This window comes from Mycobacterium hainanense (genome assembly GCF_041890355.1).
GTDB lineage: Bacteria > Actinomycetota > Actinomycetes > Mycobacteriales > Mycobacteriaceae > Mycobacterium > Mycobacterium hainanense.
Map to the genome: position 1 here is coordinate 1074944 of NZ_CP169059.1, position 25721 is coordinate 1100664.

A 25721-nucleotide genomic window follows, 5' to 3' on the forward strand; every position below is an offset into this window, starting at 1 on the left:
GATAGGTTTCAGGCGAAGCGAGGAGGAATTGATGGCCGAGCGTCAGCACAAGCGGTATCGCGTCGCGGTCTGGGCCACCGGCGGCGTCGGCCGCTACGCCATCCGGACGGTCATCGACCGGCCCAATCTCGAACTCGTCGGGGCTTGGGTGCATTCCGAGGCCAAGGACGGCCAGGACGTCGGCACCCTCGCAGGTATCGACCCGGTCGGAGTGCGCGCCACCCGCGACGCCGATGCCTTGCTGGCCTCTGGAGTCGACTGCGTGATGTACGCCGCACCGGCCGGTCCGCGGCCCGCCGAAGCCCTGGCCGACTTCTGCCGCATCCTCTCCTCGGGCGCCAACGTGGTCACCACCTCACTGCCCGGGTTGGTCTACGAAAAAGGTTCCCTCTCAAAGCGTTTCCTCGATCCCATCCGTGAAGCGACCGCCAGCGGGCGCAGTTCGATCTTCTCCTCGGGGATTGAGCCGGGCTTTGGCTGCGACCTCTTCCCAATCGCCTTGATGACCATGTCGCACAAGGTCTACTCGGTACGCGGCATCGAGATCACGAATTATTCCGAGTATCCGGTGCAGTGGGATGTGCGCGAACTTTTCGGGTTCGGCCAACCGCTGGACTACCAGGGCGGATTGAGGCAGCCGGGTGTGTTGAAGTGGGGCTGGGGCGCAGCGATCACGATGGTTGCCGACGCCCTGGGAGTCGACTTCGACGAAATCCGGGAGACATGTGATTTCCTGCCCACCCCCCGCGATCTGCACACCGCCAGCGGTCTGATCCCGGCCGGTACCGTCGGCGCGACCTACGCCAAGTGCGTGGGCGTCGTCGACGGGCACGAGGTGGTCAGCCTCGAGCATGTCGATCGGATGGCCGACGATCTGGCCCCGGACTGGCCCACGGGACGTACCGGTGCCACCGACGGAGTCTGGCGAGTACTGATCGACGGCGAGCCTTCGTTCGACGGCGAATTCGAGGTCGGCCACCGCAAGGGCGAAAGTGCCAGCGATCACGGACTTTTGGCCACCGGTATGCGTGCTGTCAATGCCATCCCATGGGTGTGCGAGGCGGAGCCGGGCATCGTTGACGCCTTGCACCTGCCGCTCACTACACCGCTGGGCGCCTTGCATCCCCGCGGCGACGGCGTCCCCGCCTTCTAGCCCCAACAGAAAAGGAGGCTCACCGATGAGCCCAGGACCGCTGGATGATCCGAACCGTTCGTACAAGGTCGTCGTGTGGGCGACCGGACGCGTCGGACGGTTGGCCATCCGTGCCGTCGCCGACCGCCCCAACCTCGACCTGGTGGGGGTCTGGGTGCATTCGGAGTCCAAAGACGGCAAGGACGCGGGCCAGATCGCCGGCATCGATCCGCTGGGTGTGCTAGCCACCCGCGACCAGGCCGCAATACTTGCCAGCGACGCGGATTGCATCATCTACACCGGGCCGGCAACCAGCCGCCCGCGCGAGGCGATCAGCGACTTCTGCCAAATCCTGGAGGCGGGCAAAAACATCGTCACCACGTCCGTTCCGGGTCTGGTCTACCCGCGGGGCTCGATCAAGCCGTCGACCGTGCAACGCATCGTCGACTCGGCGATCAAGGGCGGCAGCTCGATCTATTCGTCGGGCATCGAGCCCGGCTTCGGCTGCGACCTCATGGCTGTCGCGATGGCCTCGATGTCCAACCGCATCTACTCAATCCGGGGCTTGGAGATCACCGACTACTCGCGCGACAACACCGTCTACGAGATGCGTGAACTATTCGGCTTCGGCCAGCCGATGGATTACCAGGGCGGCATAGCGATTCCCGGCGTGATCACTTATGGCTGGGGCGCCGCGGTCACGATGGTCGCCGAATCGCTCGGTGTCCAGCTCGACGAGATCCGCGAAAGTCACGAATTCGCGCCGGCGCCCCGGCGTCTGCAGACCCTGTCCGGGGTGATCGAACCCGGCAACGTAGCGGGCGTCTGGTTCCGCTGCATCGGCATCGTCGACGGCGAAGAAGTGATCACGATCGAGCACGTGGACAGGATGGCAGACGACGTCGCGCCCGACTGGCCCAAGAGCCGAGCCGGCGGCATCGATGGGGTTTGGCGCGTGATCATCGAAGGCGAGCCCAGCTTCGACGCCGAATTCGAGACTGGCTTCAACCCCACCGAAGACTCCACCGACCACGGACTGCTCGCGACGGGTATGCGCGCCATCAACGCGATTCCCTGGGTATGTGATGCTGCCCCAGGGCTGGTCGATGCACTACACATGCCCCTGACGCCGGCGATCGGATCGCTCCGGCCACGCAAACAAGGGATCCTGACGATCGAAGGGCATCACGATACCCGGACGGGCTAGGCGACGTCGTCCCGACGGCACTCGAGGCCCGAACAGGCTGATGCGCTTTGACCTCATTCGACCGGTACGGCGATGTCGGTCGAATTGGCGCGACCGCGTAACACTTTGGAGTCGACGACCCGCCACCGCCCTGACTCCGCCTGACTCGCCATGACAAGTGCGGTGGCCGACGCGGCGACGCCGACCGACAGCTTGGCGACCTCGGTGAGCCGAGCCGCCTCGTTGACCGGGTCGCCGATCACCGTGTATTCGTACCGGCCAGGGTGGCCGACGTTGCCGGCCACCGCCATGCCGGCCGACACGCCGATGCCGGCCCTTATCGGCGCGCCGGGCGGATTCAGCAGCCTGTTGAGTTCACGCGCGGTCGCCAGCGCGTGCGAGGCGCATTCGACGTCGTCGACGGGAGCGCCGAAAATCGCCAGTGCGGCGTCCCCTTCGAACTTGTTGACAAGACCGCCGTTTTGTTCGACGACGTTCACCACCACCGCGAAAAACTCGTTGAGCGTAGCGAGCAACTCGTGGGGCTCCAGTGTGATGGCCAGTCGTGTCGAGCCCACCAGATCCACGAACAACACCGCGACGTCGCGGTTGACCCCGTCGAACTCGATCCGGTCACCCGCGCCCGCGAGTTGCTCCGCCCGACGAGCCACATCGTGGCCGACGTGGCGGCCGAACAGGTCGCGCAGCCGTTCGCGTTCCCGCAGCCCGGTCGCCATCGTGTTGAATCCCGCTTGCAGCAGTCCCAGCTCGGACGCGTCGAAAACGGCTACTGACACGTCGAATTCGCCGCGCTGAACCGACTGCATGCCGTCCCTGACCTCGTCGATGGGATCGGCGATGGTTGATGCGTTGAATGCGGCGACCACCAGGCCACAGGCCATGGCGCAACCCCCGAGTACGAGAACAACCAGCGCAAGCCGGTGCGCGGAGTACTCGACGAAGAGTGCGCTCGCGGCGACGAGCATGACCATCAGCGTCGGGATGCCGGTTCCGATCACCCAGGCGCTCACCGCGCGCAGCCGCAGACCCGGCCCCCGTGGCCGTGTCGGCGGGTCTTCGGTGAGCAGCCTGGCCGCCGTCGGCCGCAGCGCGATCTTGCACATCCAGTAGGACAGCGCGGTTGTCACGATGGCGCCCAGGATCATCGACACGCCCAGCGTTGCCGCCAGCCACGGTTTGCTGAGATTGATGAGCACGAAAACCACACTGGCCGTGGACCACACCGCCCCGTGGACGACGGCCATTCTCCTCGGTATGGCCAAGACGACGCGACGTGCGGTGGCGTCACTCGCGTCCGCCGGCAGGCTCATCCACAGGTAACCGCAGATCACCGCAAAGGGCAGGCTGATGGCGCAATAGCCCAGCGCCACAGCGATGTTGAGCAGTAACACATGGTGTTGGGCTAGCGCCGTGCCGGTCGGGAGACCCCACAGGGCCAGTGCGGCGATCACCGCCGCGCCGACAAGTGTTGGGATGACCGCGCCGGATATCACCAGTGGTCTTCCGGCGGGAGCGAATGGCGAGCGCAGCCGCTGCCGGACCGGCTTCACGGCGACGCCGGGGCAGCGCCCAGGCATTCCCGCCAGTTCTCCACCATGACCAGTCGCCCCGATGAGGCGAGCGTCATGAACAACGTGTCGCCATCGGCGCTCACGGCGACGTTGGTGGTCATCGGGTCGTCCGCCGGAATGGCGCCCAACAGCTCGCCGCTCGGCGACAAGACGGTGACGCCGCCCGTCCCGAGGGTCGCGACGAGGATCCGGCCGGCCGCGTCCACACATAGGCCGTCCGCCCCACCGATATTTAGCGGACCGCCGCTGGGCACCGTTGCCAGACCGCGCGCCCGCGACACCACTCCGGGGCCGTCGAGCGTGAATTCCCAGACTCGGCGCGTTCGCGTCTCGGCCACGTAGAGCAACGCCCCGTCCGGGGACAGGGTAACGCCGTTGGGCATCTCGAGTGGGTAAACGATCTCGCGAAGCCCACCGTCGACGGTGCCGTAGAGCAGGCCGGTCATGCCGCGGTTGCGGCTCCGCGTGACTCCGCCGTCGGTGACGTAGAAGCCGTTATCGCCGTCAACGCAGATGTCGCTGGGCCGCATCAGCGGCAGCGTGCTGCCTGAAAGCGCGGTGAATTCGGTGCACAGGGTGCTGACCTGACCGCCGGCCTCGATCAGCTGCAGCGCGGGAACGACGGGGTGATCGGGCGGCCCCACCGGCCGGAAAAGTCTTGCGCAGCCGACGAAATCGTAGGGCCACGGCCCGAGTCCGAAGGTGGAGCCGCCATTCTGGCAGACCACCAGCCGAGCGTCCGAAAGCCGAGCCACCCCGTTGGGGCCACCGCCGGTCTCGGCGACCGTCTCGGTGACGCCGTCGGGGCGGACGCGGGTGATCCTGCCGGCCGCCATCTCCGATACCACGACGGAACCGTCGTCGTAGACGACCGGGCTTTCGGGGAAGGAGAGCCCCCCGGCTAGGCAACGGCCGGAGCTCACGGCCGCGTTTCCCCGTCGCCTTTGCTTTGCCACCAAGCCGTGAAGGCCGGGTCGCTCAGCGGCAGGTCACCGACGCCGGTCTGGTTTCGTGGCCAGGATGCGGCTTCTTGTGTCAGGGGCGACGGCCGGCGGCTCACGCCGTAGAATAGGCGATGCCTTCGATGCAGGAAAAGCCAACGCCCGCAGTGCCGCTCGTAGCGGTCTTCGTACTTGATGAGCTGTTCGACAAACCCCTCGGCGTCGGTCTGGGCGAAACACTGGGCCCAAACCTGCCCACGGGCGCGATCCGCTGTGTCCAGCTCGACGAGGTGGTTAGCGACAAGGATGACCGCGAATACGCTCCCGTCGATGCTTGCCAACATCAGCCGGCGCAACGCCTTGGGGCCCTGTCCGTGGTCGCCGAACCGGGCGTGCGGGACGAACAATTCGGCCATCGCGGCGACGTCCCGCGTTTCGATCGCGGCGGCGTAACGGTAAGGCAGTTGACGAATCTCCTCCTTCGCCAACAGGTCCCGAATTTCGGTGTCGTGCATCGGGCTAGGGCACCGGGGTCGGCGGGCCGAGTATGTAGCGCCCCGATTGCGGATGGTGATACCACCCGCCGGCCGCCGATGTCCCGCCGTCGACGTGCAGCGTCTGCCCGGTCACATAAGCGCTGAGGTCACTGGCGAGGAAGATTGCGGCCCCGGCCATTTCGTCGACGTGACCGGCGCGACCCATCGGCACCATGAGTTTGGCGTTCTCGACGCCGTTGGGCGCCATCTTCTGCAGACTTTCGGTGAGCGTGAAGTCGGGCGCGAGCCCGTTGACCCGGATGTTGTGCGGCGCCAGTTCCAGCGCGGCCGTCTTGGTGAAGTTGACCACCCCCGCTTTGGCCGCGGCGTAAGCGGCGAACCCGGGCGCGGCCCGTACCGCCTCGATGGTGCTGATGTTGATGACGCTGCCGCCTCGCCCGGCGTCGACCAAGGCCCGCGCTAAGCGCTGCGTACAGAGCAGCACCTGCGTCAAATTGATCCGGATCAGTGCATCCCAGCCGTTGGGCGAGGTGTCCAGCAGGTCCGACCAGAACACCCCGCCGGCATTGTTCACCAGGATCGTAGGAACCCCCAGCGCGTCGACGGTCGTGGCCAGCGCCGCGTCGACCTGTTCGGCGTCGCGTACGTCGGTGACGCACGCGAGGCCGCCGACCCGCGCGGCCACCTCCGTGGCACTCGGCTGGTCCTTCTCCCAGATGGCCACCCGTGCGCCGAATTCGGTGAGGGTCTCGGCGATGGCGCTTCCGATCCCACCGCCCCCGCCCGTGACGACGGCGACCCGGCCGTTCAGCGATGCGGCGCTCCGGTGCAGCGTCATTCGCTTCTCCTCACGCCCTCGGACGGCATCGGTGAGCGGGCTTCCACCAGCTCGCGGCGAGTGACAGATTAACACTGAGTGTTCTATTACCCAATCGAGTCATCGCGGCATGGGGCAACCGCGAGAGCTCAGCATCCACGAAAGTTCGGGTCGCGACGCTCGGTGAAAGCCGCCATGCCCTCGGCAACGTCGTCGGTCGCGGCGACCTGCTCCACCAACAGCGCCTCGGTGCGAAAAGCGGCGTCGCGGTCGACGTCGAACGCCTGATTCAGCATCGCCTTGGCCGCCGCCAGCGCGCGGGTGGGCCCGCCAGCGAGGCGCTGGGCCCAGGCGGCGGTCTCGGCTTCCAGGTCGTCGGCGGCGACGACCTTGTTGACCAAGCCGAGGCGCTCGGCCTCCGCCGCCGACAGTTCCTCGCCGAAAAACAGCAGCTGCTTTGCGACGTTGAAGGGGACCTTGCGCGCCAGCAGGTAGGCGGCACCCCCGTCGGGGGCGAGCCCGCGCCGCGCGAAAAGCTCGATGATCCGCGCGCTTTCGGAGGCCACGATGAGGTCGCACGCCAGCACCATGCTTGCGCCCACGCCGGCGGCGATCCCGTTGAGCGCGCACAGCACCGGCTTCTCGCAGTCGAGCAACGCGGACACCACCGCCTGAGAACCGGTACGTAGGATGCGGGCGGCGTCGCCCGCAACCCGATCCTTCTTGGGCTGCATTCCCGGGTCCCGCAGATTCGGCCCCGTACAGAAATGCTTGTCCCCGCGGCCGGTCAGGACCACCGCCCTGACACCTGGCTCGTCGGAGGCCGACCGCAGGTTTTCGATGAGGGCCTGCTGCACCGCCCGCGTCACCGAATTGCCGGCCTCGGGGCGGTCCAAGACCAACCAGAGCACGGCGCCTTCCGTGCGGACGGTAAGGCCGGGGGTCACAGCCGCATCGGCACGCTGGCGGGGCCGCGCACGGAATTGGTGTGCACGTACGTCACCGCGCCGCGGTCGACGTCCCAGGTCGGGAAACGCTTCAACGTCTCCTCGAGCGCTACCCGGGCCTCGAGGCGGGCCAGCGCCGCGCCCAGGCAGAAGTGGGAACCATGGCCGAAGCTGATGTGCCGGATCCCCGTGCGCTCGACGTCAAGCACGTCGGGGTTCTCATATTGGCGTTCGTCTCGGCCCGCCGACCCCGTCAGCAGCGCAACGCGCGAACCCGCCGGGATGAGCGTCCCGTTGTAGGTGACGTCGCGTTCCGTGTAGCGGCCCTGCACGGGCGACGGCGCGTCGTAACGGAGCAGTTCCTCGACGGCGTTGCCGATCAGGTCAGGGCGGTCGACCAGCTTGGCCCGCTGGGCGGGGTACTGCGCCAGTGTCAGCGCGGCCCATCCCAGCAGACGCGCAACCGTCTCGTTGCCGGCGACGTTGATCATCGCGATGAACATCAACACTTCGCCATCGTCCAGGCGACGGGTCTCGCGGCCCGCCTGGACCAGGTCGGATGTCATCAGGTTGCCGACGATGTCGTCGGTCGGTGCGGCCCGCCGTCGTTGAATCTGATCGGCGTAGTAGCCCAGCAGCTTCGCGTTGGCCTGCTGGCCCTCCTCACTCAGCTCGGTCGTGCCCTCGTCGCGGTGTAGCTGGGCATCCGACCACTCGCGCAGGTTGTCGTGGTCTTCCTCGGGGAAGCCCAGCAGCGAGCTGATCACCATCACCGGTAGCTTCATCGAGAAGTCGCGCACGTAGTCAAAGCCGTCGGTGCCGACGAACGCATCCAGGTAGGCGCAGCACAACGCGCGGACCCGGTCCTCGAGGCGGGCGATCTGGGTGCGAAAGAACGTGCGATTGACCATCTTTCGCAGTGCGGTGTGGTCGGGCGGATCCATCATGATCATCGCCCGGGGCGACGGCCAGGGCTCGTCGGTAATCGCGTCGAGGGTGATCCCGTGCGACGAGGAAAACGTCTCGGTATCCAGCGACGCTTCCATCACGTCAGCGAACCGGCTCAAAGCATAGAAGCCGTACTGGTCGTTGTAGTAAGTTGGCGCTTCGTCGCGCAGCCGTTTCCAGACCCCGTACGGGTTCTGGTGCAACGCGCGGTCGAATGGATCCCAACGTAACTCGATCGTCGTCATCGGCATCGTCCCTCCGCCAAAGAACACTAATACATTATCTGTATAGTTGCACCATGCTGACGGCGCGGTGATCGTCTGCCCGGTGTTGAGGAGGACGAACGATGGAAACGCGAGAACTCGAGCACGTGATCTACCAGAAGGACGGCCCGATCGCGCGGATCATCCTCAACAACCCGGACGCCGCCAATGCCCAGAGCTCGGAAATGGTCCACAGCGTCAACGAAGCGCTTGACGACGCGCAGTACGACTATGACATCAAGGTCGTCATCATCAAGGCCAACGGTAAGGGGTTCTGCTCCGGGCACATCCCCACCGGTGCCTACCCGGAATTCATGGCCGAACTGCAGGCGTCGGGCAAGGTCTGGCGTTCCGCCGCGCAGTTGTTCCTGTGGCCAGTGCTCAAACTGTGGGAATTTCCCAAGCCCGTGATCGCCCAGGTGCACGGGTATGCGATCGGCGGGGGCACGACCTGGGCGCTGATCCCTGAGATCACCGTCTGCTCCGAGGACGCGTGGTTTCAGATGCCCCTGGTGCCGGGTTTCGGGCTGCCGGGCGCCGAGACCATGTTCGAGCCCTGGGTGTTCATGAACTACAAGCGGGCGGCCGAATACCTGTACACCGCCCAGCGGTTGAGCGCGGCGGAAGCGCTCGAGTTCGGCCTGGTCAACCGCGTGGTGCCTGCCGACCAGCTCGAGGACACCGTCGAGGAATTGGCCGCACAGATCGCCAAGGCTCCCCTGATCACGCTGCAGGCCGTCAAGTCCGGCATCATCCGCGCGTGGGAGACCATGGGGTTCCGCACCCACCAACAGACGACCAACGACCTGCAGGCTATGGTGACCGGCAGCAAAGAGTTTCAGGAGTTCATGGCGGAGCTGATGAAGAAGGGCTCCAAACCCACCGAGCGTATCTAGCGATGCCGCTCAAGCCCCTCATCCAATTCGGTGGTGACCAGAGCGCCGAGACTCTGCGCGCTTCGATCCGCGAGTGGCTGGCGCACAACCTGACGGACGAATTCCGCCGCACCGCAGCGAATCCCGATTACCTGGCACGCGATGCCCACGAACGTGCAGTCGCCTTCTGTAAGGCGCTACACGAGCAGGGATGGTTTGTGCCGCATTGGCCCGCCGAGTATGAAGGCGGCGGACGGGGGATCGTCGACCAGGTGGTCATCCGTGAGGAACTCGCTTATGCGGGCGCACCGCTGGTGAACACCAACGGCGTCAACATGTTGGCGCCGGTGCTGTTCAAATACGGCACGCCTGAACAAAAAGCGGAGCATCTGCCCGCGATTGCGCGCTCGGAACGGATGTGGGCACAAGGGTATTCGGAGCCGGAGGCCGGCTCGGACCTGGCGTCGCTGCGCATGACGGCCCGGCGAGACGGCGACGACTACCTTCTCGATGGGCAGAAGACCTGGACGAGCAACGGTGTGCTGGCCGATTGGATCTTCGTCCTGGCCCGCACCTCGCCCGTGGCGGACAAGCGCCAGGCGGGCATCTCGTTCTTCCTCGTCGACCTGCGGACTCCAGGGATCACGCGCCGGCCCATCCGATCCATGACCGGCTATCCGACGTTCGCGGAGGAATTCTTCGACAGTGTGCGCGTGCCCGCCTCCAATCTCGTCGGCGTGGAGGGCGAGGGCTGGACGGTCGGGAAGGCGCTACTCGACGCCGAACGGTCAAACGTCACCAGGGCGGCCCAAGCCCAGCGTTATCTCGATGAGCTCATCGACTGGTGCCGTGCGCAGAAGGGCTCAACGCACGACCCCCTGGCCGATCCGGCCAACCGCATCGCGTTGGCCCGTGCCGTCGAACGCGTCGAGGTGGGCCGCGCCTTGTCGTATCGGGTCGCGCACCAACAGGCTTCCGGCGCCCTGGATCCCGCCCTGCCGTCGTTGTCGAAGCTGTATCACTCCGAACTGACCGCCGAGCTGCGCGGACTTGGGGCCCAGATCCTGGGTCCAGCAGGGGAACTCATGCCCGATGATCCCGACGCCGTGCTCGAAGGGCACTTCTCCGAAGGCCTCTTGCTGTCGGTGCTCCACACGATCGGCGGTGGCACCAGCGAGATCCAACGCGATCTGATCTCGACTGTCGGTTTGGGCATGCCGCGCTGACGTTAGGAGTAGCCCGCTCGCGCAGCGGCCGCCGCCGAACGTTGTTGCGCCACGGTCGCGATCGCCAGCTCGAGCGGATGAAAGGCGGCCAGCTGAGCGGACTCGGCGGAATTGATCAGCCGCTTTGTCATCTCCACCGCCCCCGCATCGGCCCGGGAAAGTTCGTCGGCGACGGACAGCGCGCGGCTGACCGCGGATCCGGGCTCAACGACCTCGGTCACCAGCCCAAGCCGCTCCGCCTCGCTGGCCGCCAGCCGTGTCCCCCGTAGCAGTAACGATGCAGCGCGGTTGCGGCCCAGCTGCTGCGTCAAGCGCCAGGCCAATCCGCCGTCGGGCACCACCGCACGCGCGACGAACGGGGCAGCGAAGAATGCGTCGGAAGCGCATACGACTAGGTCGCACGACAGCGCCAGGCTCCAGCCGAGACCAACGGCCGCGCCCTCGACTGCTGCGATGGTCGGTACCGGAACCGCTTTGAGTTGCTCCATTACCCGTTGGGCGTGTTCGACGCGGGCCGCTGGTCCCAGCGGTCCGCTGCCACGCGCTGGCCCGGTCTTCAAATCCCCTCCGGCGCTGAAAAAGTCGCCTGCGCCGGCCAAAACCAGGCCGCGATCGCCATATGCAACCACCCCGCCAAGCGCGATCGACAGCTCGGTCCAGGTTTCGTAACAGAGGGCGTTGCGTTGGTGTGGCCTATTCAGCAAGAGGACGGCGATGCCGTCTTGGTGTTCACAGCGAATTAGCTGAGCGTCCGCGCCGGTGTTGTTCTCCATGAAAACACCCTTACCGGTTGAGGAACTTGTCGATGGCGGCCCGATGTTCGGGCGTGGTGAAACACTCGGTCTCGGCGGAGATCCCGTATTCGAGGATGCCGGTGATCGCGCGCTGGGCGTGCAGGTTCAGCGTCCGTTTGGTGTCCTGTACGGCCCTTGGTGGCAATGCGGCGAGGCGGTGGGCAATCGACAGCCCCTCTTGCTTGATCTCTGCGTGCGGCACGACCCGGTTGGCCAAGCCCAACTCGACCGCCTTGTCGGCCTTGATGCGTTCGCCGAGCATCAGATATTCCTTAGCCTTCAACAGGCTCATCAACAGCGGCCAGAGCACAGATCCGCCATCGCCGGCGACCAGGCCGCTGGCGACATGAGTGTCGGCGAAGAAAGCCCGATCGGACATCAGGACGATGTCGCACAACACGGCGATGCTGCACCCGAAGCCGACCGCGGGCCCGTTGACGGCCGCGACGACGGGCAGCGGAAAGTCGATCATGTCGCGCACGATGCGGCGGGCGTCGCGCATCCCAGCGCGCCGGGTGACGGGGTTGTTGACGTGGGTTTCCAACCACTCCACCAGATTTCCGCCGGCGGAGAAGTAGTCACCCGTGCCGGTGATCAGCACCGCCCGCGCGTCGGGATCTTCGGCCAGGTCCGCCCACAGTCTCGTAAATGCCGTGTGCATCCTGTTGTTGACCGCGTTGGCGTCGTCAGGGTTGTTCAGGGTCACGATTCGGACGGGACCGTCGGCGGCCACGAGGATCTCCTCGCATCCGCTCAGTTCCGACGTGCCCTGCGGTAGCTCGGGCATGCAGCCGTCAGTCATTGTCGTGCGGCGCCAGCCACGCCGATCGTCTGGTCTGAACGAACGCGTCTCGATCGTGGTTGACCGCCCAAGCCGGAGACCGCTTCTGCAGGAAGGCGGTGAACGCCTCAATTTGTTCGGCGGTTCCGATCGACGACCAGTAGCCCGTCACGTCGACGGCTGGCAGGGCACGTGCCATCTCGCGCTTGACGGCCGCCCGGGCGGCGGGGCCCGTCTTGCGGACTCGCTCGAGCAACGCATCGACCTCCGACCGCAGGGAGTCGTGCGCGACGACCTTCCCGACCAGACCGAGCCGCTCGGCCTCCTGCGCGTCGACCCAATCATTGCCGTAAATCAGGTGATTGGCGCGCAGCGTGCCGAGGCGCTGCGGTAATCGGGCGGCGACGAAGGCCTCGTACACGCCGCGGGTAAGGTCGGGGACCCGGAATCGTGCGCGATCGGAGGCGATGACGAGATCGGCGAACAACGTCATCACCAAGCCGCCACCCATGGCGATGCCGTTGACGGCGCAGACGACGAGTTTCGGTATCTTGCCCAGCGTTTCGAACGGTGTTCCGTCGTAAGACTCGGTGAACGCGTCCCACCTGCGGTCTGGATTCCGCACGGCGTTCATGTCGCCGCCAGCGCAGAACACGTCGCCCGTCCCGGTGATCAACAGGAAGTTCAGGTCGGGTTCGTCGGCGACGATCATCGCTGCCCGTTTGATTCCGTGGTAACCGTCCGCGGTGACGGCGTTCTTCTTCTCTGGCCGGTTGATGGTGACGGTCAGAGTGTCGCCGTCGATCCTGCCTTCGAGCTCGGGGGCGCAGAGATCGACGTCGACGGAACCCGGTAACGCGTTCACCGTGCCTCGATCACTGCGATCAGTTCGCCGACGTCGTAGCTTGCCCCGGCGCTGATCTTCCATGTGACGATGCCACTGGCCGGTGCCTCGATGTCCATCTCGACCTTGTCGGTAGCGATCTGGTAAAGGGGATCCCCCTCCGAGACGTGGGCGCCGTCCGCCACGTAGAGGTCAGTGACCTCCGCTTCCGTGATCGCGTCGCCCGGTTTCGGCATCCGCACCTCCGTCACGCGATCCTCCTGACCGCTTCGACAAGCCGCGCGGCGTCCGGGCGGCAGGCGGCTTCCAATGTCGCCGCCCGGGGAACGGGCGTGTACGTTCCCGCTACGCGCTGAATCGGGCTCGCCAGCACGCCAAAAAGCTCTGTCCCGACCGCCGCTGCGATTTCGGCGCCGGGCCCGCAGAAGCCGACGGACTCGTGCGCCACCACCAGGCGACGGGTCTTGCGTACCGAGTCGAGGACCGTCTCCAGATCCAATGGCACCAGGCTGCGCAGGTCGACCACCTCCACCGAAACATCTTCGGTGGCAAGCTGATCGGCGGCGTCGAGCGCGGCGTGCACCAGGTTGCCATAGGTGCAGATCGTGACGTCGGTGCCGGCACGTTTGACGTCGGCCTGGCCGAGCGGGATCACGTAGTCGGCCGTGGGCACGGGCCCCTTGCCACCGCCGTAGTAAAGCTTCATCGATTCGATGAACAGGCATGGATCTTGCTCTGCCAGGCAGGCATTGAGCAGCCCGACCGCGTCGGCGGCGGTGCTGGGCCAGACGACCTTGATGCCCGGTGTGTGCATCGCCCAGGCCTCGAACGCTTGGGAATGCTGCGGGCCGGCTGCCGTGCCCACCATCGCGCGGATGACGAGCGGTGCGCCCTGTCGGCCGCCGGACATGTAGCGGATCTTCGCGGCGTGATTGGCGATCTGGTCCATGGCCACGCCCAGGAAGTCCACGAACATGAGCTCCGCCACGGGACGCAGGCCGCCCAGGGCCGCACCCACGGCAGCGCCGATGATCGAGGACTCGGCAATCGGAGTGTCGCGTACCCGGTGGGCGCCGTACTTGGTGGACAACCCGGCGGTGATCTTGAACATGCCGCCCGACGGGTCGGCGATGTCCTCGCCGAGGAGCACGACCGAATCGTCGGCCGCCATCGCGCGGTCCAGCGTGCGGTGAATCGCCTGCACGAGGCCGAGGGTCTCCGTTTCACCCTCGGGAATCGCCGCCCGTTCCGTGACCGGTGCCGCGATCTCGACGCCGTGCGCGGCGAACACGTCGCGGGTCAGTTCGTCGGCGTCGGGGTAGTCGGCATCGCGCGCGGCGGTGAAGGCCGCGTCGATCTCGGCAATGAGATCCGAGTCGATGCGATCGAGGTCGGCCTCGTCGGCCAGACCTGCTTCGATGAGCCGCCGCCGATACCGGGCGAAGGGCGGGTCGGCGCGCTTCGCGGCCAGTTCGTCGGGGTCGGCGTACGGCATCTGGTCGCCGAAGTAGTGCCCCTGCAGGCGGTAGGCGACCGCTTCCACGAACGACGGGCCGGCTCCGGACCGTGCGCGCTCGGCGGCCTCGGCCACGGCCCGGTACACCGCGTGCGGGTCCGTGCCGTCGACCGTGACGCCAGGCATCGCGTAGCCCGTGGCACGGTCGGACAATCGCGCCGTGCGGGTGTAGCCGGCGACGGGCGTGCATTCGGCCCACGCGTTGTTCTGGCAGAAAAACACCACCGGAAGCGCCCACAGCGCCGCCATGTTCATCGCCTCGTGGACGTAGCCGATGCTGGTCGCCCCGTCGCCGAAGCTCACCAACACCACGCGGTCACTGCCCTTGATGGCCTCCGCCAATGCGATCCCGTTCGCGATCAGCGGGCCCGCACCGACGATGCCGGTGGTCCACGCGATGCCGTGGTCGGGATCGTAGATGCCCATGGCGCCGGCCTTGCCCTTCGACAGGCCGGTGCCGCGGCCCAAAATCTCGGCGAAATACCCGGGAAGGTCGATGCCCTTGGCCACCACGTCGCCGAGTCCGCGATAGGTGGTGACCAGTTGGTCGGCGCTTGACAGGGCGAGCGCGGCCCCGGCCGACATCGCCTCCTGGCCGTCCACCGGCCAGTAGCTCATGGCGATCTCACCGGAAGACAGACCTTTTCGGACGCGTTGGTCGCTGTGGTGCACCTTGCTCATGAGGCGGTACAACTCGACGGCACGGTCGCTGCCCAGGGCCCGGGTTCCGGTGTCTACTTGCGTCGCCATCACCACTCCTTTGCGATGCGCACTCCGCCGACGAGCATACAATACAATAAGACGACTTCTGTTCAGTCGTCCTATCGGTCGGCAAGCGCGACGGTGGCTTCCCCTGTACTGATCGCCTCATCGAGCTGGTTCACGACGTTGAACTGGACATGCACCAGCGCACGCCCGTCGACCAGTTCCTTGCCCACCACCTCGCCCTCACAGCGCAGTTCGTCGCCCTTCTGGTTGAGTCGGCGATGCCTGGCGGACAGCGACACGATCTGGCCGTCATCACCCAGCCAGCCGCGCAGCATGTTGACCACATATCCGAGCCGCAGGTTGCCCATGCCGAACGCACCCGCTTCGTTGCCGGCGGCCCGGCCAGCGTCGTCGTCCATGTGAATGGGGATGAACTCGTCATTGACCGCCGCGTAGCGGTTCCACTCGGCGAAACTGGTCGTGCGGACGAAAGTTGGTATTTTATCGCCGATTTCAACGGACTGATAGTCAGAGGTGCTCATCGTGCGCGCCTACAAAGCTATTCCGAGGACCTTGGTGTCTAAGTACTCAGCGATACCCGCTCGAGCGCCTTCGCGACCAAGACCGCTTTCCTTGATGCCACCGAACGGCACCGCCGCCGAGGTGGGATTGATGTCGTTGATGCCGATCATCCCGAAGTCCAACGCCTCGGCGACGCGGATGGCGCGGCCGATATCGCGCGTATAGACGTATCCCGCCAGACCGTAGCTCGTGGCATTCGCCATGGCGATCGCCTCGTCCTCGTCGTCAAAGACGAGGACCGGAGCGATGGGGCCAAACGTCTCCTCCGAACAGATCACCATGTCCGGGGTGACGCCGGAGAGAATCGTCGGCGCGAAAAACGCGCCGTTGCTGAATTTCTGTCCAGACAAGCGTGATCCACCGATCACGACGGTCGCGCCCTTGTCGACGGCGTCGTCGACCTGTCGCTGCATCTTCTTCAGTGCGACGTCGTCGATCAGCGGCCCCACGGTTGTGCCCTTTTCCAGCCCATCGCCAGGCACCAGCTTTTCGACGCGAGAGCGCAGCGTGGCAAGGAATGGTTCCGCGATCGAACGATGAACGATGAATCGGTTCGGGCAGATACAGGCTTGGCCGGTGTTGAGGAACTTCACCAACGCCGCACCCTTCGCGGCGTGTTCGGGGTCGGCGTCGGGACACACCAGAAATGGGGCATGCCCGCCGAGTTCCATCGAGACGCGCTTCATCGTCATACCGGCCCGCGCAGCGATCATCTTGCCGACTTCGGTCGAACCGGTGAAGCTGATCTTGCGCACCGCAGGCTCAGTGAGGATCTCGTCGGCTACTGCCTCGGGGTCCGCACAGGTCACCAAGTTGACCACACCCGGGGGCACGCCCGCATCGGCGAAAACCCGAAAAGTCTCAACCGCGCACAGCGGCGTCTGCTCGGCCGGCTTGAGCACCGACGTACATCCGGCCGCCAGCGCCGGTGCCACCTTGCGGGTAATCATCGAGATCGGGTAGTTCCACGGCGTGATCGCCGCGCACACCCCGACCGGCTGCTGAAGGACTAGAAAGCGTTGATCGGCACGAGCGGACGGGATGACCTCCCCGTAGACACGTTTGGCTTCCTCGGCGAACCACATGAGGAAGTCGGCCGCATATCCCACCTCCGTGAGCGCCATCCGCAGCGGTTTGCCCTGCTCCTTGGTCATTAACGTGGCCAATTCGTCCCGGCGGTCCAACATGATCCGATGTGCTGCCAGAAGGATGTCGGCGCGTTCGTAGGCGGTGCGCGCCCGCCATTGTGGGAGGGCACGTTCCGCCGCTTTGATAGCTCTGCGGGCGTCAGCGCGGTCACCGTCGGGAACCTCGCCCAACGCGGCGCCAGTTGCCGGGTTGGTACTGACAAACGTCTTGCCTGACGCCGCCGGCTGCCATTCACCGTCGATGTACAAGGGCACCTGCTTCCATGTATTGCGGTTCGGGCCACGGGGACGTGGTGCGTCACCTGCATCTCTCAATAGCGGATCAGCGTGTCGATTTGCGTCCTTACTCGTTGGCCGTGCTGATTGTGAAATTGCCTTTCGATGCGGATATACAGCATCCGGCCTAGCCGGCCGTCGCGCTCGCTGGCGTCCTTGACCCGCCACCGCCTGCTGATTGTGTCGCCGGGTCGCATGGGCTGGTCGAACCGCAGCTCCACGCCGCCGTTGAGCAGCTTTTGACCGGCTTCACCGGGCTGGGGTAGGTAGGCCAGTGGACCAGGCTCGGTTCTCGGCACGGGCCAGGCGAAGGGATTGAAGTCGTCGGGCGCGATGATGCCTCCCCAACGCGTCGTGCGAGCGTGGTCCTCGTCCCAGAACAGCCGCGGCGGTTCTTCGGGCCAATAGGTGGCGATAGCCCATCGGCGGATATCGGACTTGTCGATCGGAAACGATGGCGGCCCCTGATCGTGCCAGACGCCGATGGCGTCACGCAGACGCGGCGAAATCATGGTCATGGGGCGCGCCGCCATGTTGGTCGCGGTTGCCGCAAGCATTGGTACGACCTTGGTTCGCAAGCACATTGAAGGTCCGCGGGTGGGCCGCACCTGCCGGAGCGGCTGGAGGTATCCGGCGCTGGGTTGCCGGACCGAGAAAGTGCGCCCATCGCCACGGAGGAACAATACAACACTCATCGTTCTATCGATATGACGATCGAGTGAGCCGACGGCCGCAGCTTGCGCGACTGGCCTGCCTCCACCAGAAGTTTTGTACAATGCGGAGCGACTAATCAGATATACAGGATCTGTCTAGATGACACGTCCGTTCGTCTGCTCGATTAGGCCAGACGAAGAGGGGTTCATGATCGAAATCGGCCGGCAATGGCACATCAACCACATCGTCGACGACTATCGCGAGGTCAGCGACTGGTATCGCGACGTGTTCGCGGCACAGGATGTCTTCGCCGACGAATGGCTCGACGCCGAGAAGCGTTGGGCATCCATGGTCACCATCGCGGACTTCGCCGTCGACGTCATGGAGCCCACTCCCGAGGCTGACAACTTGCCGCTAGGGCGATTTCGGGCACGGTTCGGCCAGCATCTCCACGCGATGGCCTATTTCGTCAACTCGCCACCGGTAGAGATATTTGATGCGTTGACCGCGCGGGGTGTGCGGTGTTTTGGCCTGGCCGGTGCAGGCAGAGAAACGATGGTCGACAAGCCGATGAGTCCGGTGTTCACTCACCCGAAAGATACTGCCGGCCAATTGGAGTTCATGCCATTCGTCGAATCCAAGCCCGGTCCGCTGGGTGTACCCGGACGGTGGGAGGATCCACGCTTTGTGGACGGGTGGTCGACGGAGCCGTGGCGTCACCACCCCCTGGCGATACACGGTTGGCGCGTCGGCGTCGTGGTGCGCGATCTCCAACGCGCGATCGACATTTATCGCGCCCTGGGCGCCAGCTTCATTGGGGATGAGAATTCGGTTGGCGCCCAACGGTGCCGGTTGCGGCTGGGCTGCAGCACCACTGTCGAACTGATCAGGCCGACGGCGGCCGACACGGTCGCTGCGCGTGACCTCGAGGACAACGGCGAGATCATCCACTCGTGCATCTTCGAAACCAGCGACCTCGCAGCGGCCGAGGCGCACCTAACGAGTCATGGTGTGGCAATTGCCGATCGCGAGACGGATCGGTTGATCGCCGACCCCAAGTCCAGCCACGGTGCAGTCTTCGAATTCGTCAGCACGGAGCGACCGTAACTGCTCGCCGTCGGACAAGGAGGCCACCATAGCTGAGTCATTACGCGCGCAACTGCGCCCACTTTGCCATGTTACTTACGGGCTTGCCGCACCCATCTCGGTCTCCTCCGGCCCAGCCGGCAGCAGAATGATCGGCGAAATCATCAGTGCGCGTTACGAAGGCGAGCGTCTGAAGGCCTCGCTGACGGGCCGGGCGGCCGCTGATTGGGCGTTTGTCGAGCCGTCCGGACGCGTGCTGGTCGACGCCAGGCTAACCTTGCAGACCGACGACGGCGCGATCATCCTCGTCACGTATACCGGCCGAATGAACGCCAGCACGGCAGGCGTCTATTCGGCGATGTACTTTGAGACCGGCGACGAGCGATACGAATGGCTGACCCGCATCCTCGGCGTAGCAAAGGGGACGTTCACCGGCGGCAATCTCGAATACGAGGTTTACGAGGCGGTCTGATCCTATTCGTGACGACACCTCACCCTGCAGCGCTCCTTCGTGATGTGCGGTCAGCCGTGGGTATACAATAAGACGAAGGCTGTTTATTCGTCCGATCACAAAAAGGGGGCGGGATGACCGGGGAGCTTCGGCCGTCATGGCCGACCACATAGCGTTACGAGCCGGCGACGGGCTGCCCCTGCGGGTACGCGGTGCCGCTGACCCGAGATTCGGCTGTGCCGTGCAGACGTTTGCCAAATTGTTTCCCAGCCCACGCTATGGCGGCGGGGCGCTGTCGGTTTACGTCGACGGCCGCCCGGTTGTGGACGTTTGGACGGGTTGGTCGGACCGCCACGGCGAGACGCCGTGGGAGGCCGATACCGGCGCGATGGTCTTCTCCGCGGGCAAGGGCGTGGCGTCGACGGTGCTGCACCGGCTCGCCGACCGTGGGTTGCTGTCCTACGACGTACCAATCGCGCAGTACTGGACCGAGTTCGGCGCCAACGGCAAGTCCGACATCACCGTGCGCGACATGATGCGTCACACGACGGGCCTGTCCCGGCTCGGGACCATCACCACCGAGCAGTTGCTCGACCACCGGTTCATGGAAGAGCGGCTGGCCGCGGCGCCGGTTGACCGCCTCGCGGGCCGGGCGGCGTATCACGCGTTCACGTTCGGATGGTTGGCGTCCGGATTGGCCCGCGCGATCACCGGCAAGGGCATGCGGGAGCTGTTCCGCACGGAGATCGCGCGACCGCTGGACACCGACGGTATCCACCTGGGACGGCCGCCGGCGAGCGGGCCTACGAATGCGGCGCAGACCATGTTCCCGCAACGCTTCTCGGGCGGGCCGGTGCTCGGGCAGCTGATCTCGCTGATGGCCAAACTGCCAGTTCCGGGACCGCTCGGAGCGACGTATGTGCCCGGTATCACCTCTCTTGTGCGGGGCGACATGGCGCTGCTGGACAGCGAGATTCCCGCGGTGAACGCGGTGGTAACCGCGCGGGGCCTGGCCAGGATGTACGGAGCGCTCGCCAACGGAGGACGTATCGACGGGCAGCGATTCCTCTCGGAGGAATTGGTGGCGTCGCTGACGGGCAGGCGCAGTTTCCGGCCGGACCTCAACGTCTTCTTCCCGATGTCATTTCACCTGGGCTACCACGGATCACCGGTGCCGGGGCTATTGCGGGGCTTTGGGCACGCCGGCCTGGGCGGGACCATCGGCTGGGCCGACCCGGCCACCAAGAGCTCATTCGCCTTCGTGCACAACCGGTTGCTGACGCCGATGGTCGCCGACCAACTCCTCTTCGTGCCGCTGCTGATACCGCTGCAGCGTGCCGTCAACGAGGCACACGGCGGTGAGTTCGTCACCGTGCCGCACTTCGGCGCGCGACTCTCCGACGAGGCGCGCACCGAAACCGCCGGCCGCTGAGCCGACAACGTTGGGCGGTATCGTCTACGGGCCTATAGCCGGCCGGTAGGGGAAGCAGATGGATATCTCGCGGGCAGTTCCCCATGCGGAACTCGAAGCGCTGTCCCGCAGGTATGCGGCGGCGGTCGATCGCCGAGACCGCTACGCGCTCCTGGCGGTGTTCGCCCCCGACGCTTCCATGCTCGTCGAAAGGCCCGGGCGCGGACCGGGCACCCTGACCGGTCACGACGAGATCCAACGGATAATCGGCATCGTCGCGCGGTGGCCGCGCACGGCCCACCTCATCGGCCAGGGCCTGTATGTCATCGAGGGGAAGTCCGCGGTCGGCGAAATTTACTGCACTGCCAATCACTTTGGTGGCGAGCCCGACGGTCGAAACCACGTCATGCACATCCGCTACCTGGACAAGTATTCGCTCGACGGTGACGGGCGGTGGCGGATTGCGCACCGCAGGGTCGTCGTCGATGCGACCGAAGACCGGCGCGCGTCGATCGGCTAAGGCGTCCGGATCGACTCGAGTTGCGTGGCGAGCAACATCCGGTCGAAATAACAGCGCTCCAAGATCAGATCGGGCCCGCGGAAGCCGAAGAGGTTGATGCTCAGCATGTCGATCGGTGTACCGTGTGCCGTGGTTCGGGTTTCGACGACCAACCCGTTGTCGCCGTGGTAGAGCGCCTCGGCGGAGTACTGCAGCATGGGGAGATCCGTCCACTGCTGCACCAACATTGCGCGGACCGCCTCGTCACCGTCGAAAACCATTCCCGTAGGGATGATCTCGTAGCGGGGATGGGTGAAGGTGGCCATCGCCGCCTCCAGGTCGCGCGCATTCTCGGCCGCGACGTGTCGTAGCACGAGCTCTTCGCGGGCGCGCCGCAGCGCGGCGTCGGAACTCACTTCGGCTCGAACACCATAAGGTTGCGACCGTCCTCGAGCGGCACCCACGCCACGGCGACGCGATCACCGACCGCGGGAGGGGGACCGAACACGTTCGACATCATGCGGACACCTTCGTCCAGGTCGACGAGCACCACCGAATACGGCACCCTGTCGGCGAGGGCGGGGAGCGCGGCGCGGTGGTGCACGCTGACCGCGTGGACGACCCCGTCGCCGCTCACTTTCTCCCACACCAGCGACGACCCGCCGCAGTGCGGGCAGACGAACCGCGGGTACCAGACGAGCCGTGCGCACGACTCGCAACGTTGGACCGTCAGCTCGCGACGCCGGGTCGCGTCCCAGAAGGGGGCGGACGCCGGGCTGGGCTCGGGGACCGGCAGCGTATCGGTCACAGCGTGGCCTCCGTTCCCAGAATCACCGTCGACGTCGCCGAGAGCACTCCGCCGGTACCATGTGCGACCGCCGTTTTCGCGTGTGGGACCTGACGTTCACCGGACTCGCCACGCAATTGCCGCGTGGCCTCGACGAGCAAGAAGGCCCCGAACGCCCCGGGATGGGTGTAGGCGAGACCGCCGCCGGATGTTTGACCGGGCAGCGTGCCGCCGGGGCCCAATGCGCCGTCACCAACGAAGGGTCCGCCTTCGCCTTTGGGGCAGAAGCCCAGGTCTTCAAGCGCCAGCAGCACCGTGATGGTGAACGAGTCGTAAAGTTCGACGACATCGATGTCGCCCGGGGTCAGGCCCGCGGATCTGAACGCGGCTGGCCCGGACACCGCTCCAGGGGTGACGGTGAGGTCGGGCATCTGCGAGATCATCGCGTGCGATGCCGCAGACGCCGCGCCCAGGACAAAGGCCGGCGGCTTGGCCAGGTCCCGGGCCCGCTCGGCGCTGGTGATCACCAGCGCCGCGGCGCCGTCGGTCACCAGGCAGCACTCCAGCTTGTGCACCGGTTCGGCGAGGAAGCCGGAGTCCAGGACGTCCTGCACGGTGATCACCTCGCGCAGGTGAGCCCGCTCGTTCAGCGCGGCCCACCGCCGGGTGTCGACGGCGATCTGCGCCAGTTGTTCGGGCGTAGTCCCGTACGTCGCCATGTGCCGGTTGGCGGCCAGGGCGTATGCGCTGATCGGGAGCATCACCCCGAACGGCGTCTCCCATTCGAGTCGCTCGGGGGTGGCGAACACTCCGAGGCCTTTTTCGCCACGCTTGCGCGCGGCGCGCGGTGTCGAGGCATAGACGATCACCACCGTCTCCGCTTCACCGGCCGCGATCGCCGCGGCGGCGTGCTCGACGTACAACCCGTAGCTGGCGCCACCGGTCTGGGTCGCGTCGGTGAAGCGCGGCGCTATCCCCAGGTACTCGGCCAGCTCCACCGAATGCATCAGCGTTCCCCCGGTGCAGGTGCACAGCCCGTCGACGTCGCGCAGCGACAAACCCGCATCGGCCAGGGCGGCGGTGATCACGCGCGCCTCGAGCTCGCGCAACGGAACGTCGATCACCCCGCTCGCCGAAACCTCGTCGGCCACACCCACAATGGCGGCCGCACCTCGGGTCGTCAACTTGTTGTCCCTTCGAAGATTTTGCGCAGCGCGGGTTGGCTTACCTTGAGCGATGGCGTGCGAGGCAACTCCTCGACGATGACCAGGCGCGCCGGGACGTAGTACCGGCTCAATCGTTCGCGCGCGTACGCGAGCAGCTCCTCCGGTGTGGCGCGCGCGCCGTCGGTCAACTCGGCCGCCGCGACCGGCACCTGGCCGAGCCGTTCATCGGGCAGGCCGATCACGCCGGCATCGCGGACCGCCGGGTGGCCACGGAGCACGCCGACGATCTCGGCCGGGTTGACCTTGAAACCCCCGCGAATGATCACGTCGTCGGTGCGCCCGTCGATGAACACAAACCCGTCGGCGTCGACCCGCCCGAGGTCGGTGGTCCGCACCCAGTCCCCGCCGGTGGTGCGAACCTCGATGCGGCCCTGCTCGCCGGGCGGCACTTCGGTGTCCTCCTCGAGGGACATCACGCGGATCTCCCTTCCGCGCTGCGGGCGCCCCACGCTTCCGCGTTTAAGGGTGGCCCACTGCCGGTGCAAGGCGAGATTCCAGCCGGCCACGCCCCCGGCGAATTCCGTTGCCCCGTAGGACGGCAGCACCGCGACGCCGTAGCGACACTCGAACCTCGTCTGCACGTCGACCGGCAGATGCGCGGTTCCCGAGGTCACCACCTCGACGCTCGAGAAGACGTCCGGATCCACGCCGGCGTCGAGCACCATCGCCATCGCCGACGGCACCAGACTCACAGCCTTCGGTCGGTGCCGGAGTAGCAAATCCACGAAGTCGGGAACCCGGAATCGCTCTAGGAGCGCGATCTTTCGTCCCTCGCAGATGTTGAGCAGGGTGCGGAACAGCCCGGACATATGCACCAGGGGAGAGGAGACGATCGCAACACCTGAGCGCAGCCTTAGTTGCGCGCTATGCCCCGGTCCAACACTGTAATGAGCGGTCGCCGCTGCGACGGTGTGCTCGAAGGAGCTGTAGGACAGCGGTATTCGCTTGGGCGGCCCCGTGGTGCCGCTGGTGAGCATCTCGACGGCGATGCCGTCGCTCGGCGGCCGGAACGGACCCTGACCGGGACGCTCGAGCCCGTCCACAACGGTGACGGCGGCCCCGTCCCTCGACACACATAGACCCAGCGATCCGGCGGCGGCGTCGACGACTCCGGGGCGCTCCCAGTCGGTCCGCACGGCTACCACCGCCGGCAACCGCAGGTCCCGCATATCCGCGCACAGCCCGGCGTCACCCTGGGACGGGTTGATCGTGACCACGCAACCACCGGTCAGCAATACGCCGAGCATGGCCCCGACCATCGCGGGATGATTGCGCAGCACCAGGCCGACGGGGGAGCCCGGACCCAAACCAGCTGATCTCAAACAGCTTTGAACGCCCGCGGCAACGTCTGACAATTCCTGCCAATCCAACCACCGGCCCTCGTACTCGATCGCGGGCGCCCGCGGGTCGAGGGCGAGGACCGCGCGGATGCGGTCGGCGAGTTGTTGGCTCAAGCCGCGGCTGCCGCGAGCTCGGTCGCCGCAGGGATCACCTCTTGGGCGAACAACTTCATCGACTCGTAGACTTTTGTGCGGTCCATGGCGCCGCCCCGCGACATCCGCAAAATGATGTTCCGCCAGCCCATGTCGATGACCGTCCGCATCTTGTCGATGATGCGGTCCGGGGCGCCCATCAGCGTGAGGTGGGAATTCAGAACCTGTTCGTAGCTCTGCTTGTCGTGCTTGTCGAACCAGTCCGAGTAGGCCTTGTAGTCGGCCGGTACCTCCCCGCCGCGCTCGAACGGGCTCGAGTACTTGCGATGGGTCTGAATGGAGAGCTCGACACTCTCACGCGGGTAACTGCGGGCGAATGCGTCGTCGGAGTGGCAGAAGGCATTGAGCAGCGCCCACACGTTACCGGTGGCGGCGTCGAGTCCTTTTTCTGATTGCACCTTCAGGTAGATGTCCAGGGCCCCCTGCAGATCCGGGTCGACCTGATAGGGGTTGCCGATGATCGCGCCGAAACCCTTCTCGGCGAGCCACTCGAAGCTCGAGGGCGTCTTCATCACGGTGCCCCAAACGGGCATCGGCTGCTGCGCCGGCCGTGGGTAGATCGTGACGTCCTCGAGATGGAAGTACTTGCCGTGGAAGCTGACGTTCTCTTCGGTCAGTAGGCGGCTGACGATTTCCACGCACTCCTGGTATCGCCCGGTGGCCTCGTCCATCGATATGCCGAAGCCCTTGAACTCGTGGGCCTGGTAGCCGCGCCCGAAGCCGGCGTCGAAGCGCCCGCCGGACAGGACGTCGACCAAGGCGATCCGTTCGGCCAACTGAATCGGCTCGTGGAAGGGCGCCACCATGCAGGCGGTACCGATGCGGATACGTTCGGTCTGCGCGGCGATGGCCGTCGCCACCTGCGGCAGGTCCGGGAGCATGCCATAGGGGGAGAAGTGATGTTCGGCCAGCCAGATCTCGTCGTAACCGAGTTCCTCCGCCCAGCGCGCCTCCTCCAGCACGTTGGCCAGCACCTCCCGCTCGCTGAGGTGGTTGGGCTTGTCGCCGAGGATGAACACGCCGAACTTCATGTCGGTCCCT

Annotated in this window: 27 protein-coding genes; 8 read left to right on the top strand and 19 right to left on the bottom strand. The window is 66.0% G+C overall.

Annotated elements, in window-relative coordinates; translation table 11 throughout:
- The first annotated feature begins 31 nt into the window (after nucleotides 1–31).
- Nucleotides 32–1153 (top strand): dihydrodipicolinate reductase, encoded by a 1122-nt coding sequence (locus ACEL92_RS05185; protein ID WP_374024572.1) that lies wholly within the window; start codon nucleotides 32–34, stop codon nucleotides 1151–1153.
- A 25-nt stretch (nucleotides 1154–1178) separates the two neighbouring features.
- Complete coding sequence (locus tag ACEL92_RS05190) at nucleotides 1179–2339, top strand: dihydrodipicolinate reductase (protein WP_374024573.1); 1161 nt, start codon at nucleotides 1179–1181, stop codon at nucleotides 2337–2339.
- A 53-nt stretch (nucleotides 2340–2392) separates the two neighbouring features.
- On the opposite strand, the gene ACEL92_RS05195 is transcribed toward ACEL92_RS05190, so the two are convergent.
- From ACEL92_RS05195 to ACEL92_RS05220, 6 genes are all read right to left on the bottom strand, one after another.
- Nucleotides 2393–3916 carry an adenylate/guanylate cyclase domain-containing protein gene (locus ACEL92_RS05195; RefSeq protein WP_374024574.1) on the bottom strand — a complete coding sequence of 508 codons (1524 nt, stop codon included), beginning with the start codon at nucleotides 3914–3916 and terminating at the stop codon, nucleotides 2393–2395.
- On the bottom strand, nucleotides 3886–4833 hold the full coding sequence (locus ACEL92_RS05200; RefSeq protein ID WP_374024575.1) for an SMP-30/gluconolactonase/LRE family protein: 948 nt from the start codon (nucleotides 4831–4833) through the stop codon (nucleotides 3886–3888). The genes ACEL92_RS05195 and ACEL92_RS05200 overlap by 31 nt, the downstream gene beginning before the upstream one ends.
- A complete protein-coding gene (locus ACEL92_RS05205) occupies nucleotides 4830–5366 on the bottom strand; it encodes a nuclear transport factor 2 family protein (RefSeq protein ID WP_374024576.1) in 537 nt (178 codons plus the stop codon). The genes ACEL92_RS05200 and ACEL92_RS05205 overlap by 4 nt, the downstream gene beginning before the upstream one ends.
- 4 nt (nucleotides 5367–5370) lie before the next feature.
- Nucleotides 5371–6186, bottom strand: coding sequence for an SDR family NAD(P)-dependent oxidoreductase (locus ACEL92_RS05210; protein WP_374024577.1), 816 nt, complete (start codon nucleotides 6184–6186; stop codon nucleotides 5371–5373).
- 128 nt (nucleotides 6187–6314) lie between these two features.
- Nucleotides 6315–7076, bottom strand: a complete 762-nt coding sequence (locus tag ACEL92_RS05215; protein WP_374024578.1) for an enoyl-CoA hydratase/isomerase family protein — start codon at nucleotides 7074–7076, stop codon at nucleotides 6315–6317.
- Nucleotides 7077–7108: 32 nt separating this feature from the next.
- Complete coding sequence (locus ACEL92_RS05220) at nucleotides 7109–8305, bottom strand: cytochrome P450 (RefSeq protein ID WP_374024579.1); 1197 nt, start codon at nucleotides 8303–8305, stop codon at nucleotides 7109–7111.
- 101 nt (nucleotides 8306–8406) lie between these two features.
- Here ACEL92_RS05220 and ACEL92_RS05225 point away from each other — a divergent pair, with 101 nt between their 5' ends.
- Nucleotides 8407–9219 carry an enoyl-CoA hydratase/isomerase family protein gene (locus tag ACEL92_RS05225; protein ID WP_374024580.1) on the top strand — a complete coding sequence of 271 codons (813 nt, stop codon included), beginning with the start codon at nucleotides 8407–8409 and terminating at the stop codon, nucleotides 9217–9219.
- 2 nt (nucleotides 9220–9221) lie between these two features.
- Entirely contained in the window at nucleotides 9222–10424 is a 1203-nt protein-coding gene (locus ACEL92_RS05230; protein WP_374024581.1) for an acyl-CoA dehydrogenase family protein, read from the top strand.
- Between the two features lie 2 nt (nucleotides 10425–10426).
- Here the strand turns inward: ACEL92_RS05230 and ACEL92_RS05235 are convergent, their stop codons facing one another.
- The 8 genes from ACEL92_RS05235 to ACEL92_RS05270 form a co-directional block, all read right to left on the bottom strand.
- A complete protein-coding gene (locus ACEL92_RS05235) occupies nucleotides 10427–11197 on the bottom strand; it encodes an enoyl-CoA hydratase/isomerase family protein (protein WP_374024582.1) in 771 nt (256 codons plus the stop codon).
- A 10-nt stretch (nucleotides 11198–11207) separates the two neighbouring features.
- Nucleotides 11208–12005 carry an enoyl-CoA hydratase/isomerase family protein gene (locus tag ACEL92_RS05240; RefSeq protein WP_374024583.1) on the bottom strand — a complete coding sequence of 266 codons (798 nt, stop codon included), beginning with the start codon at nucleotides 12003–12005 and terminating at the stop codon, nucleotides 11208–11210.
- A 7-nt stretch (nucleotides 12006–12012) separates the two neighbouring features.
- Nucleotides 12013–12864 (bottom strand): enoyl-CoA hydratase/isomerase family protein, encoded by an 852-nt coding sequence (locus ACEL92_RS05245; protein ID WP_374024584.1) that lies wholly within the window; start codon nucleotides 12862–12864, stop codon nucleotides 12013–12015.
- Nucleotides 12861–13094: a lipoyl domain-containing protein gene (locus ACEL92_RS05250; RefSeq protein WP_374024585.1), complete on the bottom strand. Its 234-nt coding sequence runs from the start codon at nucleotides 13092–13094 to the stop codon at nucleotides 12861–12863. Before ACEL92_RS05250 ends, ACEL92_RS05245 begins: the two co-directional genes overlap by 4 nt.
- Nucleotides 13091–15109: a thiamine pyrophosphate-dependent enzyme gene (locus ACEL92_RS05255; RefSeq protein WP_374024586.1), complete on the bottom strand. Its 2019-nt coding sequence runs from the start codon at nucleotides 15107–15109 to the stop codon at nucleotides 13091–13093. The genes ACEL92_RS05250 and ACEL92_RS05255 overlap by 4 nt, the downstream gene beginning before the upstream one ends.
- A gap of 71 nt (nucleotides 15110–15180) precedes the next feature.
- Complete coding sequence (locus tag ACEL92_RS05260; protein WP_374024588.1) at nucleotides 15181–15609, bottom strand: MaoC family dehydratase; 429 nt, start codon at nucleotides 15607–15609, stop codon at nucleotides 15181–15183.
- A 9-nt stretch (nucleotides 15610–15618) separates the two neighbouring features.
- The gene (locus ACEL92_RS05265; RefSeq protein WP_374024589.1) at nucleotides 15619–17046 is read right to left on the bottom strand and encodes an NAD-dependent succinate-semialdehyde dehydrogenase; all 1428 of its coding nucleotides are present in this window, start codon (nucleotides 17044–17046) and stop codon (nucleotides 15619–15621) included.
- Nucleotides 17047–17108: 62 nt separating this feature from the next.
- Nucleotides 17109–17630 carry a MaoC family dehydratase N-terminal domain-containing protein gene (locus ACEL92_RS05270; protein WP_374024590.1) on the bottom strand — a complete coding sequence of 174 codons (522 nt, stop codon included), beginning with the start codon at nucleotides 17628–17630 and terminating at the stop codon, nucleotides 17109–17111.
- 256 nt (nucleotides 17631–17886) lie between these two features.
- On the opposite strand from ACEL92_RS05270, the gene ACEL92_RS05275 reads away from it, so the two are divergent.
- From ACEL92_RS05275 to ACEL92_RS05290, 4 genes are all read left to right on the top strand, one after another.
- Nucleotides 17887–18834, top strand: coding sequence for a VOC family protein (locus tag ACEL92_RS05275; RefSeq protein ID WP_374024591.1), 948 nt, complete (start codon nucleotides 17887–17889; stop codon nucleotides 18832–18834).
- Entirely contained in the window at nucleotides 18797–19285 is a 489-nt protein-coding gene (locus tag ACEL92_RS05280) for a DUF3237 domain-containing protein (RefSeq protein ID WP_374024592.1), read from the top strand. Before ACEL92_RS05275 ends, ACEL92_RS05280 begins: the two co-directional genes overlap by 38 nt.
- Before the next feature lie 136 nt (nucleotides 19286–19421).
- Entirely contained in the window at nucleotides 19422–20696 is a 1275-nt protein-coding gene (locus tag ACEL92_RS05285; protein WP_374024593.1) for a serine hydrolase domain-containing protein, read from the top strand.
- A gap of 58 nt (nucleotides 20697–20754) precedes the next feature.
- Nucleotides 20755–21195, top strand: a complete 441-nt coding sequence (locus ACEL92_RS05290; RefSeq protein WP_374024594.1) for a nuclear transport factor 2 family protein — start codon at nucleotides 20755–20757, stop codon at nucleotides 21193–21195.
- Here the strand turns inward: ACEL92_RS05290 and ACEL92_RS05295 are convergent.
- The 5 genes from ACEL92_RS05295 to ACEL92_RS05315 are packed head-to-tail and all read right to left on the bottom strand — an operon-like array spanning nucleotide 21192 to nucleotide 25711.
- Nucleotides 21192–21590 (bottom strand): nuclear transport factor 2 family protein, encoded by a 399-nt coding sequence (locus ACEL92_RS05295; protein WP_374024595.1) that lies wholly within the window; start codon nucleotides 21588–21590, stop codon nucleotides 21192–21194. The genes ACEL92_RS05290 and ACEL92_RS05295 overlap by 4 nt on opposite strands.
- A complete protein-coding gene (locus ACEL92_RS05300) occupies nucleotides 21587–21982 on the bottom strand; it encodes a Zn-ribbon domain-containing OB-fold protein (RefSeq protein ID WP_374024596.1) in 396 nt (131 codons plus the stop codon). Before ACEL92_RS05300 ends, ACEL92_RS05295 begins: the two co-directional genes overlap by 4 nt.
- Nucleotides 21979–23145: an acetyl-CoA acetyltransferase gene (locus tag ACEL92_RS05305; RefSeq protein WP_374024597.1), complete on the bottom strand. Its 1167-nt coding sequence runs from the start codon at nucleotides 23143–23145 to the stop codon at nucleotides 21979–21981. The genes ACEL92_RS05300 and ACEL92_RS05305 overlap by 4 nt, the downstream gene beginning before the upstream one ends.
- Nucleotides 23142–24641, bottom strand: coding sequence for a class I adenylate-forming enzyme family protein (locus ACEL92_RS05310; RefSeq protein WP_374024599.1), 1500 nt, complete (start codon nucleotides 24639–24641; stop codon nucleotides 23142–23144). Before ACEL92_RS05310 ends, ACEL92_RS05305 begins: the two co-directional genes overlap by 4 nt.
- Nucleotides 24638–25711, bottom strand: a complete 1074-nt coding sequence (locus tag ACEL92_RS05315; protein ID WP_374024601.1) for an LLM class flavin-dependent oxidoreductase — start codon at nucleotides 25709–25711, stop codon at nucleotides 24638–24640. Before ACEL92_RS05315 ends, ACEL92_RS05310 begins: the two co-directional genes overlap by 4 nt.
- Nucleotides 25712–25721: the final 10 nt, after the last annotated feature.